Origin of the sequence: Pseudanabaena mucicola FACHB-723 (genome assembly GCF_014696385.1) — a bacterium.
In the GTDB taxonomy this organism is placed as follows: Bacteria; Cyanobacteriota; Cyanobacteriia; order Pseudanabaenales; family Pseudanabaenaceae; genus Pseudanabaena.
Genome location: NZ_JACJQB010000031.1, coordinates 1 through 13685, shown reverse-complemented (window position 1 = coordinate 13685; position 13685 = coordinate 1). Strand labels below are relative to the sequence as shown.

The following is a 13685-nucleotide window of genomic DNA, read 5'->3' as shown; positions in this document are numbered from 1 at the left end:
AGAGAAGAGAGTTGTGGCGCAACTCTCTTCTCTTTTTGATTTACAGATTTGCGATCGCACTCCTAAATTTATCCGATAATCAGCTATCTAGATATGCTTTAATTATAAATACTTTAGGTTTATTTCAGTGCTATGACCCTTGATGCGATCGAGTTTGCGGAGAATCCAGAGCCACGTTGCCCTTGTGTGTTGCTTTTAGACACTTCTGGATCGATGAGTGGGGAAAAAATTGCCGCCTTAAATGCAGGGTTACAAACTTTTCGAGATGACTTGTTGCAGGATAATTTGGCGAGTAAACGGGTGGAAGTGGCAGTCGTGGCTTTTGATACGACGGTGCGCGTGGAGCATGAATTTGCTACGGCTGAACATTTCCATACGCCAACTTTAACGGCACAGGGTTTGACCTATACGGCTGCGGGTATTAATAAAGCTCTTGATTTGTTGCAAGCACGTAAGCGCGAGTATAAGGATAATGGAATTACTTACTATCGTCCTTGGGTGTTTTTGATTACCGATGGTGCGCCCTATGGGGAAGATGCCTATGTATTGAGTCAGGCGGCGCAACGGGTGAAGGAAGAGGAGACAAATAAACGGGTTGCCTTTTTTGCGGTGGGTGTGGAAGGTACAGATATGAATCAGTTGCAAACGATGTCTGTGCGATCGCCGATTAAACTGAAGGGATTAAGTTTCCGCGAGATGTTTGTGTGGCTATCGGCAAGTATGCAGAGAGTTTCCCATTCTAAGCCTGATGAACAAGTTCCTTTAGCACCTCCTACAGATTGGATGTCAGTTTGATGAATATTGATGATTCTTGTAAATCAGAAAGTGCCGATCAATGGTCAGTGGTAGCAGTTTCTCTTGAGGGAACTAGTCATCAAAAGCGTGATTTGCCCTGTCAGGATGCTCATTTTTGGCAAGTGGTAGGCGATCGGATTTTAGTGGCGGGTGTTGCAGATGGAGCAGGATCAGTCTCGCTCTCAGATGTGGGATCTTTGCTGGCGGTACAGACTGCGGTAAAGGGAATTGCTTCTAAAATAGCCGAGTCATCACTTCCTGATAGTGATGAAGGATGGAAAGTGCTGCTTAATAGTGGCTTAGAAGATGCTTTAGTAGCTATTCAAACGGAAGCGGAATCACGTCAAGTGAATGTGCGTGAGCTATCAACGACATTGTTAATCGTAGTAGCAACTCCTGAGATTGTAGCGGCGATTCAGGTGGGAGATGGAGCGATTGTGGTTGCGAATCAAAAGGGAACGGCGATCGCTTTAACTAGTCCTCCCATTGAGGAATCTCTAGATTTAGCCACGTTTATAACTTCAGCTAATGGCATTGATTCGGCTCAAATTTGTTTGTGGGAAGGGGAACCTGCTCAGTTAGCGATGTTTTCCGATGGGTTGCAAATGCTTGCTTTGCAAATGCCTCAAGGTGTGGCTCATGCGCCATTTTTTGCACCGCTATTTAAGTTCATTGCGGAAGCAAAGGATTTGGATGTGGCACATCAGGAGTTAACAGGATTTTTGCGATCGCCGAGAGTTTGCGATCGCACAGATGATGATTTAACTTTGCTGTTGGCTTCATTGGCTTAGAGTGATTATACTCAAGCACTTGTACTAAAATATTCACAATGATTGAGGTTACTCTCATGCTGTTACAAGAACTCAAAGAACAGTCTTATAAATTATCGCCAAGCGATCGCCTTGAATTAATTAGTGCGATCGCTCAATCTTTGCAAAAATCACGCGAGATGGTTGATGTTGACCCTAAAATAATTCAAAATCAACGTCCTGCTTTTGGTGTCATGAAAGGCAGTGGTGAAATTTTGGGAGATATAGTTGCTCCAGCATTACCTGAAAGCGCTTGGGAAGTGCTGCAATGAAACTTTTACTCGATACTCATATTTGGCTATGGTATTTACTCGCAGATAATCGCCTATCTGGTGAACTACAATCACTGATTGCAAACCCAACCACTGAGCTTTGGTTAAGTCCGATTAGTATTTGGGAGACGGTCATTCTCGCTGAGAAAAGGCGAATATCTTTACAACCTAATACGAATGAATGGATCAACTTGTCACTTCAGAAATTAGAAACCCGTGAAGCTGTGCTAAATCATGAAATTGCGATTTTGAGTCGTGAAATTGCATTGCCTCATCAAGATCCTGCAGATCGATTTATTGCGGCTACGGCTATTTTCTACAAGCTCACGTTGGCGACTGTGGATCAAAATCTGACAGGGTTTTCTTGGTTACAAGCCATTAGCTAGAAGCGCAGTATCACATGGATAAAAGTTACATTTTCTTAAAATCTCCCATTGGATCGGGTGGTGAGGCGAATATTTATACAGTGCGGATTAGACCTGATCTGGTAGCGAAGGTTTATCATCAGCCGCATGGGGACTATGCGCGAAAGTTGTCGTTTATGGTGGCAAATCCGCCTGTCGATCCTTTGGCAAGTTCGGGAAGGGTTTCTATTGCTTGGGCGACTGAGTTGGTAACGGATTTGGATCGGGTGGTGGGCTTTTTGATGCCCAAACTGGATACGAGCAAGGCAAAGCCAATTTTTCAATATTACAATCCTTCCACTCGACGTAAGGAAAGTCCTAGATTTAGCTATATTTCTTTGATGCGAACTGCGAGAAATTTGGCACGGGCGGTGCGATCGGTGCATTCACGGGGCTATGTGATTGGGGATGTGAATGAGTCGAATGTGTTGGTTGCCGATGATGCGATCGTGACTTTGGTGGATACGGATTCGTTTCAGGTGAATGATGGAAATACGGTTTATCGCTGTACGGTGGGTAAGCCTGAGTATACGCCGCCTGAGTTACAGGGCATGAGTTTTCGGGATGTGGATCGCTCGGTGAAGCATGATTTGTTTGGGTTGGGGGTGTTGATTTATCAGTTGTTGATGGAGGGGACGCATCCTTTTGGTGGAGTGTTTACGGGGCAGGGTGAAGCGCCTGAGCTAAAGGAGCGGATTAAGGCGGGACATTTCCCTCATGGTCGGTCTGGGATTCCTTATAAGCCGATGCCTTTGGCTCCTTCTTTTCAGATGTTACCTGTGGCTTTGCAGGAGCTTTTTCTGCTTTGTTTTGAGGAGGGACATAGCAATCCTGCGGCACGTCCTACGGCGGAGGTTTGGAGTAAGGCGTTGGGTGAGGCTGAGGATGGTTTGGTGAGATGTGGGGTAAATGGTCAGCATTTTTACAGTGGACATTTGGGTGTTTGTCCTTGGTGTGAGAGGGCTGTGAAGTTAGGCGGACGCGATCCGTTTCCTGCGTTGGGTGCGATTAGTTCGGGGCAACATCTGAAACCTGCGGCGATCGGTAAAGGACTGAGCAAATCAACATTACAAGCAAAATTTAACTCACTACCCACTACTACGAATTCAGTTTCAGTGGTATCCCATTGGAAGAGTTTAATTATATATCAGAAAAAATTGGCTATCATAGCTATAGCAGCCATCGTACTTATTTTCATTGTTCTTTTTTCACAGCCTCAAATTGTCAAAACTATCCAAGGTTTTCAATCTGTGAAAACTCTAGAAGATCATAAAGGTTCTGTCAATAGTGTTGTCTTTAATCCAAACTACGCAATCATGGCTTCTGCAAGTGATGATAAAACCATCAATTTGTACTCTATAGATAGCAAAGAGCGACTCCAAATTGTAGGTTTCCCATGGCATGATGCTCCTGTCACTAGTGTTGCCTTTAGTCCTGATGGAGAGATCTTCGCCTCCGCGAGTAGGGATGGAACTATCCAATTGGGATATCAGTATGGCAAAGGAATAACCCTCACAGGACATGGTAATCCTGTCACTAGCATTGCCTTTAGTCCTGATGGACAGACTATCGCTTCCACAAGTACCGATCAAACCATCAAATTATGGTCTTTAGGTGGCAAGGAACTGCAAACTCTGAAAGGACATGGTGATGCTGTCACTAGCGTTGCCTTTAGTCCTGATGGACAGATCATCGCCTCTGCCAGTCTGGATCGCATCATTAAATTGTGGTCTTTAAGTGGCAAAGAACTGCAAACTCTGAAAGGACATGGTGATGCTGTCACTAGCGTTGCCTTTAGTCCTGATGGAAAAACTATCGCTTCTGCCAGTCTGGATCGCACCATTAAATTGTGGTCTTTAAGTGGCAAAGAACTGCAAACTCTGAAAGGACATGGTGATGCTGTCACTAGCGTTGCCTTTAGTCCTGATGGAAAAACTATCGCTTCTGCCAGTCTGGATCGCACCGTCAAATTGTGGTCTTTAAGTGGCAAAGAACTGCAAACTCTGGAAGGACATGCTGGTTCTGTTCGGAGCGTCGCCTTTAGTCCTGATGGAAAGATTATCGCCTCCGCAAGTGATGATAAAACTATCAAGTTGTGGTCTTTAGATGGCAAATGTTATAGCGTATGGGGATTATGTCAATAGCGTCGCATCGCTACAGGGAGTTAGGACACAACTGGCAGATTATGGAAAGTTGATGGCAAGTAAACCCCAAAACTACTTCCAAAAGTATAGGACAAAATGTTTGGAAATTTTGATAGGGCTAAATGATATAGCCATTGCGTTAGTCTGACTACCGTGTCCACACAAGTTATAAAACCTAACAAAGACAGAAATTAAGTACCCTCTAATACCCAATTCTGGGGGAACAAAAAACATAGAAGTTTTTCAAATTCCTCCAGAGCTTGTGGATTTAGAGGGTTAGAACTTTTTAAACAGGATCTAGTAGCAAATCAGGATCTCAAGGATTAAGGAAGCTTTTGATTTATTCCCTTAAGATCTATTTTTTCAGACCTAAATACTAGCATTCCAGAACTATGTACCAAGTGTGTTTTGCTAACACCTGAGTAAGGAGCGTCATCTACTTCAACTTTTAAGGGTTGAGGTGATGTTATCATGAAATCTCCTTGTGGGTCTAACCATAAGCCACTAATTTGTTCTGATTCAGTCTTACTTTTATCAGTATTATAATAAGTAAAACTATTTGAATCTATCTTTGGAGAGTCAATGTGAAATGGCTCCGATGATGGAAATGCCGCTTGAGAATCTGGCTGATAAATAGTCTCATCTTCAATAGAGCTTATATCTCCAAATTTATCTAAACTAATTTTTGTAACGTTCGTTTTTAGTATTAGTTTTCCATTCCATTGAGATACAATACTATTTAAGTCATTTATTTTGGAATTATTCAACGTAAATAAAGTCATAAGTTTCTCTATTCTATTAGTGTTTGATTTTATGTTTATGTTTGAAAGTAATTGTAGATCAGGGTAACTATTAACAAAACACTCTTGGGGGAGATTTACAATAAAAGCAAACCTTGTATGGTATTTTAATGAGATGTAACGCGCCTCATCTCTTTGCTAAAGCAGTTAATTAACTAAGTATGCTTCTTATGCGATGGACAAATCTGATTTTCAGCGTCCCACCATAGCAAATCCATCCCCCCCTCATCAATCTTGTCCCAAACCCTTCCCTTAACCGTTAAACTCAAAGAAGTAAGCTCATCTAAACTGCTCCGAAAAAATCTCAAGCAAACGCTCCTGCGCCTCCTTAATTAACTTATCCACCGAAACATTGTGATTTTGTTTCTTCGCATCCAGCAATATCTCCCGCCAAGTCATCGTCTCAAAACTTGCCAGCTTCTCTCTAATCGCATTAACTCCAGACACCTTATTACTCGACTTCTTGCCAAAAGCGATCACCCAACATTCGTTCTAAATCCGATGAAAATTGCCACGAATCAGGGAACTCTACTTTTGAATATTCATCCCTGACAGTTTTAAGCGCAATATTCCAAGCAGAACTAAAACTAACGTTCCATCTTGTCTTTAAACTCGGTACTTCCACTAATAACGCCTCTAACTTTTTACGTTGGTTGCGAATGGTTCTTTCCCATCCGTTGTAATCATTGGGTAAAGACACATAAATTCGCTTGAGTAAATGCTCTAACAAAGTGATTAAGCGATTTAGCAACTCTTTTTTTTGCGAAACTCCCCTCAACGGGAATATGACAAGCATTTGTACAAAGCTCGACATTTGATTGAAAACTTTTTCGCTAAAATTAAGCAGTTTCGAGCAATTGCTACTCGTTACGATAAACGGGCAACGAATTTTCTGGGGGCTATTTATCTCACTGCTTCCGTTATCTGGCTTAATTGATGACACGCCCTAGCCTTGTTAGAAGAACTGGGGCAAGATATCGCACTCGATCAAGGTGATCAACTCTCCACAAGAGAAGAGCGCATCATTGCAGGCTTTGAGGAAGATACACTTACCATAAAAGGAAGAACCTCACTGCGTGAGGTTCTTTCTTTATTTAGAATCCCATTACCTTCGCAACGCTAGTAATGTCAGGGGAAACTCCTTTGTGCAGTTTTTCATCGCCAGCACAGGCGATTGCCGTATCAGGATCTTTAATGCCATTACCAGTTAACACACAAACAATTGTTGCTCCTGAAGGGATTTGATCGCTGACCTTTAATAAGCCAGCCACCGAAGCCGCACTCGCAGGTTCACAGAAAACACCTTCTTCACTTGCTAAAAACTTGTAGGCTGATAAGATTTCGACATCAGTAACACTGTTGAACTCGCCACCGCTTTCTTCACGGACTTTGAGCGCCTTTGCCCAGTTCGCAGGATTACCAATTCTAATTGCCGTGGCAATTGTTTCAGGCTTTTCAAAAACTTGCCCTGTCACCAAAGGTGCTGAACCTGCTGCTTGGAAACCCATCATCCGAGGCAGTTTTGTTGATTTGCCAGAAGCATAGTATTGCGAAAAGCCCATCCAGTAAGCGGTGATATTACCTGCATTACCCATGGGAATGCAGAGCCAGTCTGGGGCATCGCCGATTGCTTCAACCAACTCAAAAGCAGCCGTCTTTTGACCTTCAAGGCGATAGGGATTGACGGAGTTAACTAACGTGATGGGAAACTTTTCAGACATTTCCCTCACAATTTCTAGGGCTTGGTCAAAGTTACCATCGATCGCAATTACTTCAGCGCCATAGATTAACGCTTGACTCAATTTACCTAATGCAATTTTGCCATCAGGAATTAGAACAAAAGCTTTTAACCCACCACGTTTGGCATAGGCGGCTGCTGCTGCTGAGGTGTTACCTGTGCTAGCACAAATTACAGCATGAGATCCTGCTTCCTTTGCCTTAGAGATCGCCATGGTCATACCGCGATCTTTAAAGCTGCCTGTGGGGTTGAGTCCGTCATATTTGAGCAAGACTTTGATATTCCGACCAAGCTTTTCACTGAGGGCAAGGGCGGGAATTAGCGGCGTATTGCCTTCATGCAAAGTTACGATCGGGGTCTGGTCTGTAACTGGCAAATAATCCGCATAGCGACATATCAGTCCGGGCCAACCATTGGGAACTGTAGAGGCAGGGTAAAGATCGAGACGGGTATCAATCACGCTTTCTTCTATCTATGTAAATACTTAATTAAAATGTCAAACCTAGTTTAGCCTGATACCAATTTTAAATAGCAATCTAGAAATTTGCTAAATGATTTAAAATTTTGGGAAATTTTTCGGTAATGGCAAACAAGTATAAGCTTATATATTACTTTACAGTGCAAAGCACAGTGATAAAAACTAGACAAGATTCTGCATGATTACGGATTTTTTGCTGTAAGTAGAGGTCTAGCTAGTTAGAACTTGTATTCTACTTTTTCATGTTCTATTACAAACATATTGGAATAGAGATAGGCGATGCTTTCTTGTCCTTGCTGTGTTAGCGAGAGATAGTACAAAGCATCTTTGACGTATGGGTATACGTTTGTCCAATAAAATTTGGGATAATTGCGGCGTAAGTCTCCGGGGTTCGCATAGCCAAGAGCTTTATTGATGCCAGTTTCTTCAAATTCATAAAATAGCGCACTAATTTTTTTGAGATAGCGCGGATCACTAAGCTGACCAATTAAATCTGCGGAGCGGACTAGTCCTGCAAAATTCGTTGTATCTTGATGGTCTCCTGTTTTGGGAACAGGAAATCTGGTTAATTCAATATTGCGACATATAGCTTCGGCATTAATCAAGGCATGGTTGGCAAAGCGCTGATTGACAAATAATTTAGCTCGATCAACATGATAGGGAGTCAAAGCTGCATCAGACGCGCCGATGGGCAACTCTACCATGGCATCACCAATGCCTGTGGCAAACTTATTATTCTTGTCTTGAAGGCAGACCCCCTTGACATAGCCAATGTCATGACACACTAACGAAATAATAAAATGCAACCAATCTTCGGCGGCAATCCGACCTTCACGGATATGTTTACCGCGTAAGATTTCTTGCCCCACCAAGGTTACTAAAATCGTATGCTCGACGTTGTGGTAGAGGGCATCGCTGTTGGCAATATTTTCTAGAGCCATGTTGCCAGCCCAGCCAATGATCTCTTCATAGTCATGTTGAGATCCGCCATAGGTGCGGCGATATCCTTGTTTGAGTTGGTCAACAAAGTTATCAATCAGTAGCTCAGTTGCGTTAAACATATATCAGCATGTAACTATCTACCTTAAATAATAAGCCGAAGTAGCTGGGCATAATTAAAAAACATAAAACCTATGGCGCACGCTGCCCGTGTGCGCCACAGGTTTTAATTTTGATTTTATGCGATCGCAAATAAATTTCCTAAAAAACACAAGACTCACAGATGAAACTTTAGCGCAAAAAATTGTGCTATTAGCTGATTTTGTTTGTATAGCAAGGCAAGAGTTAGTTGGTATAAATCAAAACCCCAGAAGACGATTGGCGGCGAGGAGCGCCGCCAATCGTCTTCTGGTTTTATGTCTTAAGCAAAATTTTTTTTGCTATAAGATTAGACAACTTTTCGAAGTTGAAAAAATATTGATTTAAAATATTGATCTGCATCTATATAAACCTTGACTAGAGCTTTAAACAGCTTAGTTGTTTAACACTATCAAGTTTTTTTGCGCTCAGTTAATCCCCATTCGATTGTGATAGTTTAGGTGTCTAAATCTAATATTTTTAAGTTAAGCTAAAAAGTAATATATGAGCAATATAGTTAGGGTAATATGACTATGTTTATAAAATCTTAACTCTCAAAAAATCAAATATGATTAAACACTTCGCTGGTCGCTTGCTATTGCCTGTATCCATTGCCTTGGCAGTAGCCTCATGCCAGCAGCCTAGTGCTACAACAACTTCTTCGCCGTCAGTTTCAGCTTCAGCTCCAGCCACAACAACGACAACAACCACCACTACTACTACCGCTAGCCCCACTGCGTCAGCATCTCCTTCTGCATCTCCTGAAGCATCTGCTGCAATAAAAGAAGGTGATACGACTGCATCTGCTGCATCTGCTTCAGAAAAAACCAAGGCTATTGAGTCTGTAGTGAAAGAAAATGCTGAATACAAGGAAATGTATGAGGCAACTAAAGGTATTGAGTACATTGCTTTAGTTGAGACTGAATCTTGCAAAGCTTTAGACTCAGGTGTTCCCCTTGATACTTTAGTTGAAACTCTTGAAAAGGAATTTGACAAACAGGGTGATAGCATTCCTGCTGACAAACTCACCAAGTTGAAAGAGTACACAGGTTTTGTGCTTGGTGCTAGTGTGGTTATTTCCTGCCCACAACACAAGGACAAGATTAAGTCTTAATCTTCCTTGTAAAAGATTTGCAAAAGATTTGTAAAAGACAAATTTGTAAAACCAAAAAGAGAGTCGGGGCAGAATCCTCGACTCTCTTTTTTTATCATTATTGAAGTATATGAAATCTGGTTACACACTTCCTATATTTGCGATCGCAGCCGCTAAAGCCGCTATTCTTACCATTCAAAGACAAAGCACTAAGGTAGTCAAACTTGATCTATTAGAGTCTGGGATTGGCGAAGTCGATATTTCGCAAAGTGCAATTATTGACGAAAATACTGCCCTTGCGATCGCAATTAGTGAACCCGGAGACAATCTAGATTTGACCGCAGGTACACCTGTATGGGCATGGGTCAGACTAGAACGGGGCGACTTGAGTGATGAGCAGATTATTTTAGAAGCAGGAGAAGGTTTAGGCAGAACTGCTAGTGGTGAGCCTGCAATCTATAAACTAGCGCGACATTTAGCAACCGTGAATCTTTTGCCATTGTTGTCAGAAGAGATTACAGCAAGAATAAGATTTATTTTGCCCGAAGGTCGAGCTTTGGCAAAACGTACTTCTAATGAGGCTTTTGGTATTTTAGAAGGGTTGTCATTACTCGGAACTTCGGCAATCTCTAAACCTTTGTCTGTGGAAGATAAACTTGAAGAATTTCGCCAAGACCTCCGCATTAAGGCAGCTCATAGCCGTGAACTCGCCTTTTACATTGGGGCAAATGGCTATCAAGTTGCCCGCAATTTAGGATTTCAGGATTCCCAGCTAGTCCAAACCGCGAATTGGGTGGGGGCAATGCTAGTGGAAGCAGCACTTTTAGGTGTGACTTCGCTCACACTGGTTGGCTATCATGGCAAATTACTGAAATTAGCTGGGGGAATTTTTAATACTTCTAGTCACTTAGCCGATGCCAGAGTGGACATTTTGGTGAGGGCTGCCGTACATGAGCATTTACCCGTTGAACTAATTCAGGCTATCGAAAACTCTCAAACTGCTGAATCCATCCATAAATTACTAGTGACGCATAACTGCGATCGCAAAATTTTTCAGTACATTGCTCATCAAATTACTCAGAGGGCAATTGCCTATGTGCAGAAGTACAGCGATCGCCAGATTGAAATCAAAACAATTTTGTGCGATCGCTTAGGGCAGTTAGTTGTTTAAGATTAAAAACAGCGCTTTGCGTTGTTTTTAATCTTAGGGTTTTGTAATGCAACCAGTTTATATCGTCGGTGCGGGGCCAGGTGACCCAGAACTAATCACAGTTAAGGGACGAAATTTGCTCGCCAAAGCCGATGTGGTCGTTTATGCTAATTCCCTAATCCCTGACACAATGCTGCAATGTTGTCGCCCCGATGCGGAAATTATTCCTACTGCAAGCAAATCCCTAGAAGAGATTTTAGAAATTATGATCGATAGGGTGCGATCGCAAAAATTAGTAGTCCGTTTGCATGATGGCGATCCTAGTTTGTACGGCGCAATTCAAGAACAAATGATCGCTCTCAGTGAAGCGGAAATTCCCTTTGAGATAATTCCGGGGGTGAGTGCTTTCCAATTAGCTGCGGCTCGTTTACAAGTAGAACTCACTGTTCCTGAATTGGTGCAGACAATCATTCTCACGCGCATTAGTGGGCGCACCCAAGTTCCAGAAAGCGAAGAGTTATCAAGTCTTGCGTCTCATCAAGCTTCTCTATGCCTCTATCTCAGCGCTCATCATGTTGAGAATGCTCAAGCTAAGTTAATGGAACATTATCCATCGGATACGACAGTGGCAATTTGTTATCGCTTAGGTTGGGAAGATGAAAAGATTTTGACAGTTCCCCTCGCAGATATGGCATCTACCACCATCAAAGAGAACTTAACCAGAACGACGCTATTTGTGATTAGTCCTGCCTTAAAGCATGTAAAGAGTGATAAATTGCGATCGCAGTTATACAGCTCCCACTACAATCGACTTTTTCGTTAACCACAAATTATTGCCACAAAAAAAGAGAGGTCGCAATGCGACCTCTCTTTTTTAGAAATCTTTAGCTTGCTGAGCCAAGACCAACATAGGAACCATAAAAGAAAAGACCAACAACAACTAGTACGCCAGTCCCAGCAACTGTTGCTACTAACCAAAGTGGAATACGTCCGTTTTGAAGCATGAATTAAACCTCCAGATAAAAATAGTTTTATGAAACGAGTTGCTAGTTAGACTAGCTCAATCGAAATTTAGTTGAAGAAATAGCTGGAAAAAAGTAGAACGGTTACAAAAATTAAAAGTAGCCCCAAGAAGAGGGAAGTACGGTTCAACTCTACGGGTTGGCTATTAGGATTTTTAGGAGCCATAGTTAAGGATTCTTATTTTGGTTTTGACTTTGTGTTTATGCAAGATTTAGATCTGAAATCTCAGTATTAGTAGTTCAAACTAGCGGCTAATGAATTGCATTGCGGCGATCGCACCGATGAAAAATACGGTAGGTACGCCCAAACCGTGTACTGCTAGCCAACGGAAAGTAAAAACAGGATATTGAATGGGTTGATTAGGATTGTTGCTTGCCATAGTTATTTAGGTAGTGAATGCGTTAGATTGTGGGCGTTAACTTAGATTTATTAATTTCAAGTCAAAAATTAGGGCTTAGAAATTAACAAAGTTAAAAGTCCTATTTTCCAGATTGGATATCTTTGGAAGGATTGTAGCGATCAGTTACAAGAGGGGCAGACTGACGATCTTGACTGTAGTATTCGTTGGGGCGTGGTGTGCCAAATACGTCATAAGCCAAGCCTGTGCTGACAAATAGCCAACCTGCCAAAAACAATGCAGGAATGGTGAGGCTATGAATTAGCCAGTAACGAACGCTAGTAATAATGTCGGAAAATGGGCGTTCTCCAGTAGTACCTGCCATAAGAGTCCTCTAAATGTACGATGTTTAAAATCTTTATCTTAAATAATAATTTACTATTGTACCTACTTGCGATCGCAGAGCTAAAACAATACACTACCCGTGAAAGAATTTCATATATAAGTCATTATTGTTGATTAGTCCCGTTACCGTCCTCCCAGAAATTATCGCTCTAGCTAGCTATTATCTCTATCTATATGCCAGCCAAAGACATCTACCATGACGCTGTAAAAAATGCACTTATCAAAGACAATTGGAAAGTCACCCATGATCCTTTGCGAATTCGCTTAGCCAGAGGTAAAAATTTATTTGTTGACTTAGGTGCAGAAAGGCTACTAGCCGCAGAGCGAGGGACAGAGAAAATAGCAGTTGAGGTAAAAAGTTTTACTCGTCCTTCCGAGATGAAAGATCTTGAAGAAGCCGTTGGACAGTTTGTTTTGTATGCTCATTTATTAATGCGTTATTATCCTGAATATAAGTTATTTTTAGCGGTCACCGAAAACGTTTGCAAAGCAGTTTTTGAGGAAGAGGCTGGTCATACATTAATCGAGGATGGCATTATTCGATTATTTAGCTTTGATCCTAATCAAGAGGAGATTGTACGATGGATTCCTTAACCCATGAATATCGACAAATTATTGCAAAAATTCTCCAAGACTATGCAAAATTTCTCGACACTGATCGCCAAGTTCAAGTTGAATTAATATTAGATGAAAAACGCGATCGCTATTTGCTAGTTGAGACAGGATGGCAAAATGGTTATCGCATTTATGGAACGCTATTACATATTGATCTAATTAATGGAAAGCTCTGGATTCAACATGACGGAACAGAAGAGGGAATTGCCGATGAATTAGTGGCGGCAGGAATACCCAAAAAGCAGATTGTCTTAGCATTCAAACCACCAGAAGTTCGACAATATACAGAGTTTGCGATTTTCTAGATCATTTAAATCGCCTAATAATTATATTTATTTAACAACTTTAGATTTTATTTATCTATCATTTTATCTATAAACTTATCAAAATTTTTGATCGGCTTTAAGTACGACTTTATAATTTATGACTGCATTTGTTTTATCTGCTTTTGATAATATTCCCTTATTTCTATCGTAAGGACGTTTGTCTTCTCCAGAAAATATAAATTCAGACAGCCCATCATTGGGATAAATTCCATATTTAGC

The 13685-nt window shown here is 41.6% G+C and carries 19 protein-coding genes and 1 pseudogene; 11 read left to right on the top strand and 9 right to left on the bottom strand.

The annotated features are described in order from the left end of the window. Window positions 1–132 precede the first annotated feature (132 nt). Genes H6F41_RS13635 through H6F41_RS13615 form a run of 5 tightly spaced genes read left to right on the top strand, consistent with a single transcriptional unit; the run spans window position 133 to window position 4424 of the window. The gene (locus H6F41_RS13635; RefSeq protein WP_190404021.1) at window positions 133–795 is read left to right on the top strand and encodes a vWA domain-containing protein; all 663 of its coding nucleotides are present in this window, start codon (window positions 133–135) and stop codon (window positions 793–795) included. After that, window positions 795–1586, top strand: coding sequence for a PP2C family serine/threonine-protein phosphatase (locus H6F41_RS13630; RefSeq protein ID WP_190404020.1), 792 nt, complete (start codon window positions 795–797; stop codon window positions 1584–1586). Before H6F41_RS13635 ends, H6F41_RS13630 begins: the two co-directional genes overlap by 1 nt. Before the next feature lie 56 nt (window positions 1587–1642). Then, the gene (locus H6F41_RS13625) at window positions 1643–1876 is read left to right on the top strand and encodes a type II toxin-antitoxin system Phd/YefM family antitoxin (RefSeq protein ID WP_190404019.1); all 234 of its coding nucleotides are present in this window, start codon (window positions 1643–1645) and stop codon (window positions 1874–1876) included. Continuing rightward, window positions 1873–2262: a type II toxin-antitoxin system VapC family toxin gene (locus tag H6F41_RS13620; protein WP_190404018.1), complete on the top strand. Its 390-nt coding sequence runs from the start codon at window positions 1873–1875 to the stop codon at window positions 2260–2262. The genes H6F41_RS13625 and H6F41_RS13620 overlap by 4 nt, the downstream gene beginning before the upstream one ends. Before the next feature lie 14 nt (window positions 2263–2276). Then, window positions 2277–4424, top strand: coding sequence for a WD40 domain-containing protein (locus H6F41_RS13615; RefSeq protein WP_190404017.1), 2148 nt, complete (start codon window positions 2277–2279; stop codon window positions 4422–4424). 323 nt (window positions 4425–4747) lie between these two features. Here H6F41_RS13615 and H6F41_RS13610 read toward each other — a convergent pair whose 3' ends face one another. The 3 genes from H6F41_RS13610 to H6F41_RS13600 form a co-directional block, all read right to left on the bottom strand. Continuing rightward, complete coding sequence (locus tag H6F41_RS13610) at window positions 4748–5206, bottom strand: hypothetical protein (RefSeq protein WP_190404016.1); 459 nt, start codon at window positions 5204–5206, stop codon at window positions 4748–4750. 297 nt (window positions 5207–5503) lie between these two features. Next, complete coding sequence (locus H6F41_RS13605; protein ID WP_190404015.1) at window positions 5504–5671, bottom strand: hypothetical protein; 168 nt, start codon at window positions 5669–5671, stop codon at window positions 5504–5506. Window positions 5672–5675: 4 nt separating this feature from the next. After that, window positions 5676–6020 carry a DUF29 family protein gene (locus H6F41_RS13600; protein WP_242023045.1) on the bottom strand — a complete coding sequence of 115 codons (345 nt, stop codon included), beginning with the start codon at window positions 6018–6020 and terminating at the stop codon, window positions 5676–5678. Between H6F41_RS13600 and H6F41_RS13595 the strand changes: the two are divergent. Continuing rightward, window positions 6003–6161, top strand: a pseudogene (locus H6F41_RS13595) (transposase); the annotation flags it as partial. The gene H6F41_RS13600 and the pseudogene H6F41_RS13595 overlap by 18 nt on opposite strands. A gap of 157 nt (window positions 6162–6318) precedes the next feature. Here the strand turns inward: H6F41_RS13595 and thrC are convergent. Together thrC and H6F41_RS13585 are read right to left on the bottom strand one after the other, a co-directional pair. Further along, on the bottom strand, window positions 6319–7422 hold the full coding sequence (gene thrC, locus H6F41_RS13590) for a threonine synthase (RefSeq protein WP_190404013.1): 1104 nt from the start codon (window positions 7420–7422) through the stop codon (window positions 6319–6321). Window positions 7423–7658: 236 nt separating this feature from the next. Continuing rightward, a complete protein-coding gene (locus H6F41_RS13585; RefSeq protein WP_190404012.1) occupies window positions 7659–8501 on the bottom strand; it encodes an Npun_R2479 family HD domain-containing metalloprotein in 843 nt (280 codons plus the stop codon). Between the two features lie 584 nt (window positions 8502–9085). Here H6F41_RS13585 and H6F41_RS13580 point away from each other — a divergent pair. From H6F41_RS13580 to cobM, 3 genes are all read left to right on the top strand, one after another. Continuing rightward, the gene (locus H6F41_RS13580) at window positions 9086–9631 is read left to right on the top strand and encodes a hypothetical protein (protein ID WP_190404011.1); all 546 of its coding nucleotides are present in this window, start codon (window positions 9086–9088) and stop codon (window positions 9629–9631) included. Between the two features lie 109 nt (window positions 9632–9740). Beyond that, window positions 9741–10781 carry a cobalt-precorrin-5B (C(1))-methyltransferase CbiD gene (cbiD, locus tag H6F41_RS13575; RefSeq protein ID WP_190404010.1) on the top strand — a complete coding sequence of 347 codons (1041 nt, stop codon included), beginning with the start codon at window positions 9741–9743 and terminating at the stop codon, window positions 10779–10781. 46 nt (window positions 10782–10827) lie between these two features. Then, window positions 10828–11583: a precorrin-4 C(11)-methyltransferase gene (gene cobM, locus H6F41_RS13570; RefSeq protein ID WP_190404009.1), complete on the top strand. Its 756-nt coding sequence runs from the start codon at window positions 10828–10830 to the stop codon at window positions 11581–11583. 61 nt (window positions 11584–11644) lie between these two features. Here the strand turns inward: cobM and H6F41_RS13565 are convergent, their stop codons facing one another. From H6F41_RS13565 to psbE, 4 genes are all read right to left on the bottom strand, one after another. Next, window positions 11645–11764 (bottom strand): photosystem II reaction center protein J, encoded by a 120-nt coding sequence (locus H6F41_RS13565; protein WP_009625496.1) that lies wholly within the window; start codon window positions 11762–11764, stop codon window positions 11645–11647. Between the two features lie 67 nt (window positions 11765–11831). Beyond that, window positions 11832–11948, bottom strand: coding sequence for a photosystem II reaction center protein L (locus H6F41_RS13560; RefSeq protein ID WP_071590099.1), 117 nt, complete (start codon window positions 11946–11948; stop codon window positions 11832–11834). A gap of 79 nt (window positions 11949–12027) precedes the next feature. Further along, window positions 12028–12162, bottom strand: coding sequence for a cytochrome b559 subunit beta (psbF, locus tag H6F41_RS13555; RefSeq protein WP_094534729.1), 135 nt, complete (start codon window positions 12160–12162; stop codon window positions 12028–12030). Window positions 12163–12262: 100 nt separating this feature from the next. Further along, window positions 12263–12505 carry a cytochrome b559 subunit alpha gene (gene psbE / locus H6F41_RS13550; protein WP_190404008.1) on the bottom strand — a complete coding sequence of 81 codons (243 nt, stop codon included), beginning with the start codon at window positions 12503–12505 and terminating at the stop codon, window positions 12263–12265. Between the two features lie 194 nt (window positions 12506–12699). Between psbE and H6F41_RS13545 the strand changes: the two genes are divergently transcribed. Both H6F41_RS13545 and H6F41_RS13540 read left to right on the top strand, forming a co-directional pair. Next, complete coding sequence (locus H6F41_RS13545) at window positions 12700–13119, top strand: XisH family protein (protein WP_190404007.1); 420 nt, start codon at window positions 12700–12702, stop codon at window positions 13117–13119. After that, a complete protein-coding gene (locus H6F41_RS13540; protein WP_190404006.1) occupies window positions 13107–13445 on the top strand; it encodes a XisI protein in 339 nt (112 codons plus the stop codon). Before H6F41_RS13545 ends, H6F41_RS13540 begins: the two co-directional genes overlap by 13 nt. Window positions 13446–13685: the final 240 nt, after the last annotated feature.

Bases quoted from the DNA above. Each gene is read 5' to 3' on its own strand.
- H6F41_RS13635 (WP_190404021.1), top strand. From the start codon at position 133: ATGACCCTTGATGCGATCGAGTTTGCGGAGAATCCAGAGCCACGTTGC.
- H6F41_RS13630 (WP_190404020.1), top strand. From the start codon at position 795: ATGAATATTGATGATTCTTGTAAATCAGAAAGTGCCGATCAATGGTCA.
- H6F41_RS13625 (WP_190404019.1), top strand. From the start codon at position 1,643: ATGCTGTTACAAGAACTCAAAGAACAGTCTTATAAATTATCGCCAAGC.
- H6F41_RS13620 (WP_190404018.1), top strand. From the start codon at position 1,873: ATGAAACTTTTACTCGATACTCATATTTGGCTATGGTATTTACTCGCA.
- H6F41_RS13615 (WP_190404017.1), top strand. From the start codon at position 2,277: ATGGATAAAAGTTACATTTTCTTAAAATCTCCCATTGGATCGGGTGGT.
- H6F41_RS13610 (WP_190404016.1), bottom strand. From the start codon at position 5,206: ATGACTTTATTTACGTTGAATAATTCCAAAATAAATGACTTAAATAGT.
- H6F41_RS13600 (WP_242023045.1), bottom strand. From the start codon at position 6,020: ATGCTTGTCATATTCCCGTTGAGGGGAGTTTCGCAAAAAAAAGAGTTG.
- H6F41_RS13585 (WP_190404012.1), bottom strand. From the start codon at position 8,501: ATGTTTAACGCAACTGAGCTACTGATTGATAACTTTGTTGACCAACTC.
- H6F41_RS13580 (WP_190404011.1), top strand. From the start codon at position 9,086: ATGATTAAACACTTCGCTGGTCGCTTGCTATTGCCTGTATCCATTGCC.
- cbiD (WP_190404010.1), top strand. From the start codon at position 9,741: ATGAAATCTGGTTACACACTTCCTATATTTGCGATCGCAGCCGCTAAA.
- cobM (WP_190404009.1), top strand. From the start codon at position 10,828: ATGCAACCAGTTTATATCGTCGGTGCGGGGCCAGGTGACCCAGAACTA.
- H6F41_RS13565 (WP_009625496.1), bottom strand. From the start codon at position 11,764: ATGCTTCAAAACGGACGTATTCCACTTTGGTTAGTAGCAACAGTTGCT.
- H6F41_RS13560 (WP_071590099.1), bottom strand. From the start codon at position 11,948: ATGGCTCCTAAAAATCCTAATAGCCAACCCGTAGAGTTGAACCGTACT.
- psbF (WP_094534729.1), bottom strand. From the start codon at position 12,162: ATGGCAAGCAACAATCCTAATCAACCCATTCAATATCCTGTTTTTACT.
- psbE (WP_190404008.1), bottom strand. From the start codon at position 12,505: ATGGCAGGTACTACTGGAGAACGCCCATTTTCCGACATTATTACTAGC.
- H6F41_RS13545 (WP_190404007.1), top strand. From the start codon at position 12,700: ATGCCAGCCAAAGACATCTACCATGACGCTGTAAAAAATGCACTTATC.
- H6F41_RS13540 (WP_190404006.1), top strand. From the start codon at position 13,107: ATGGATTCCTTAACCCATGAATATCGACAAATTATTGCAAAAATTCTC.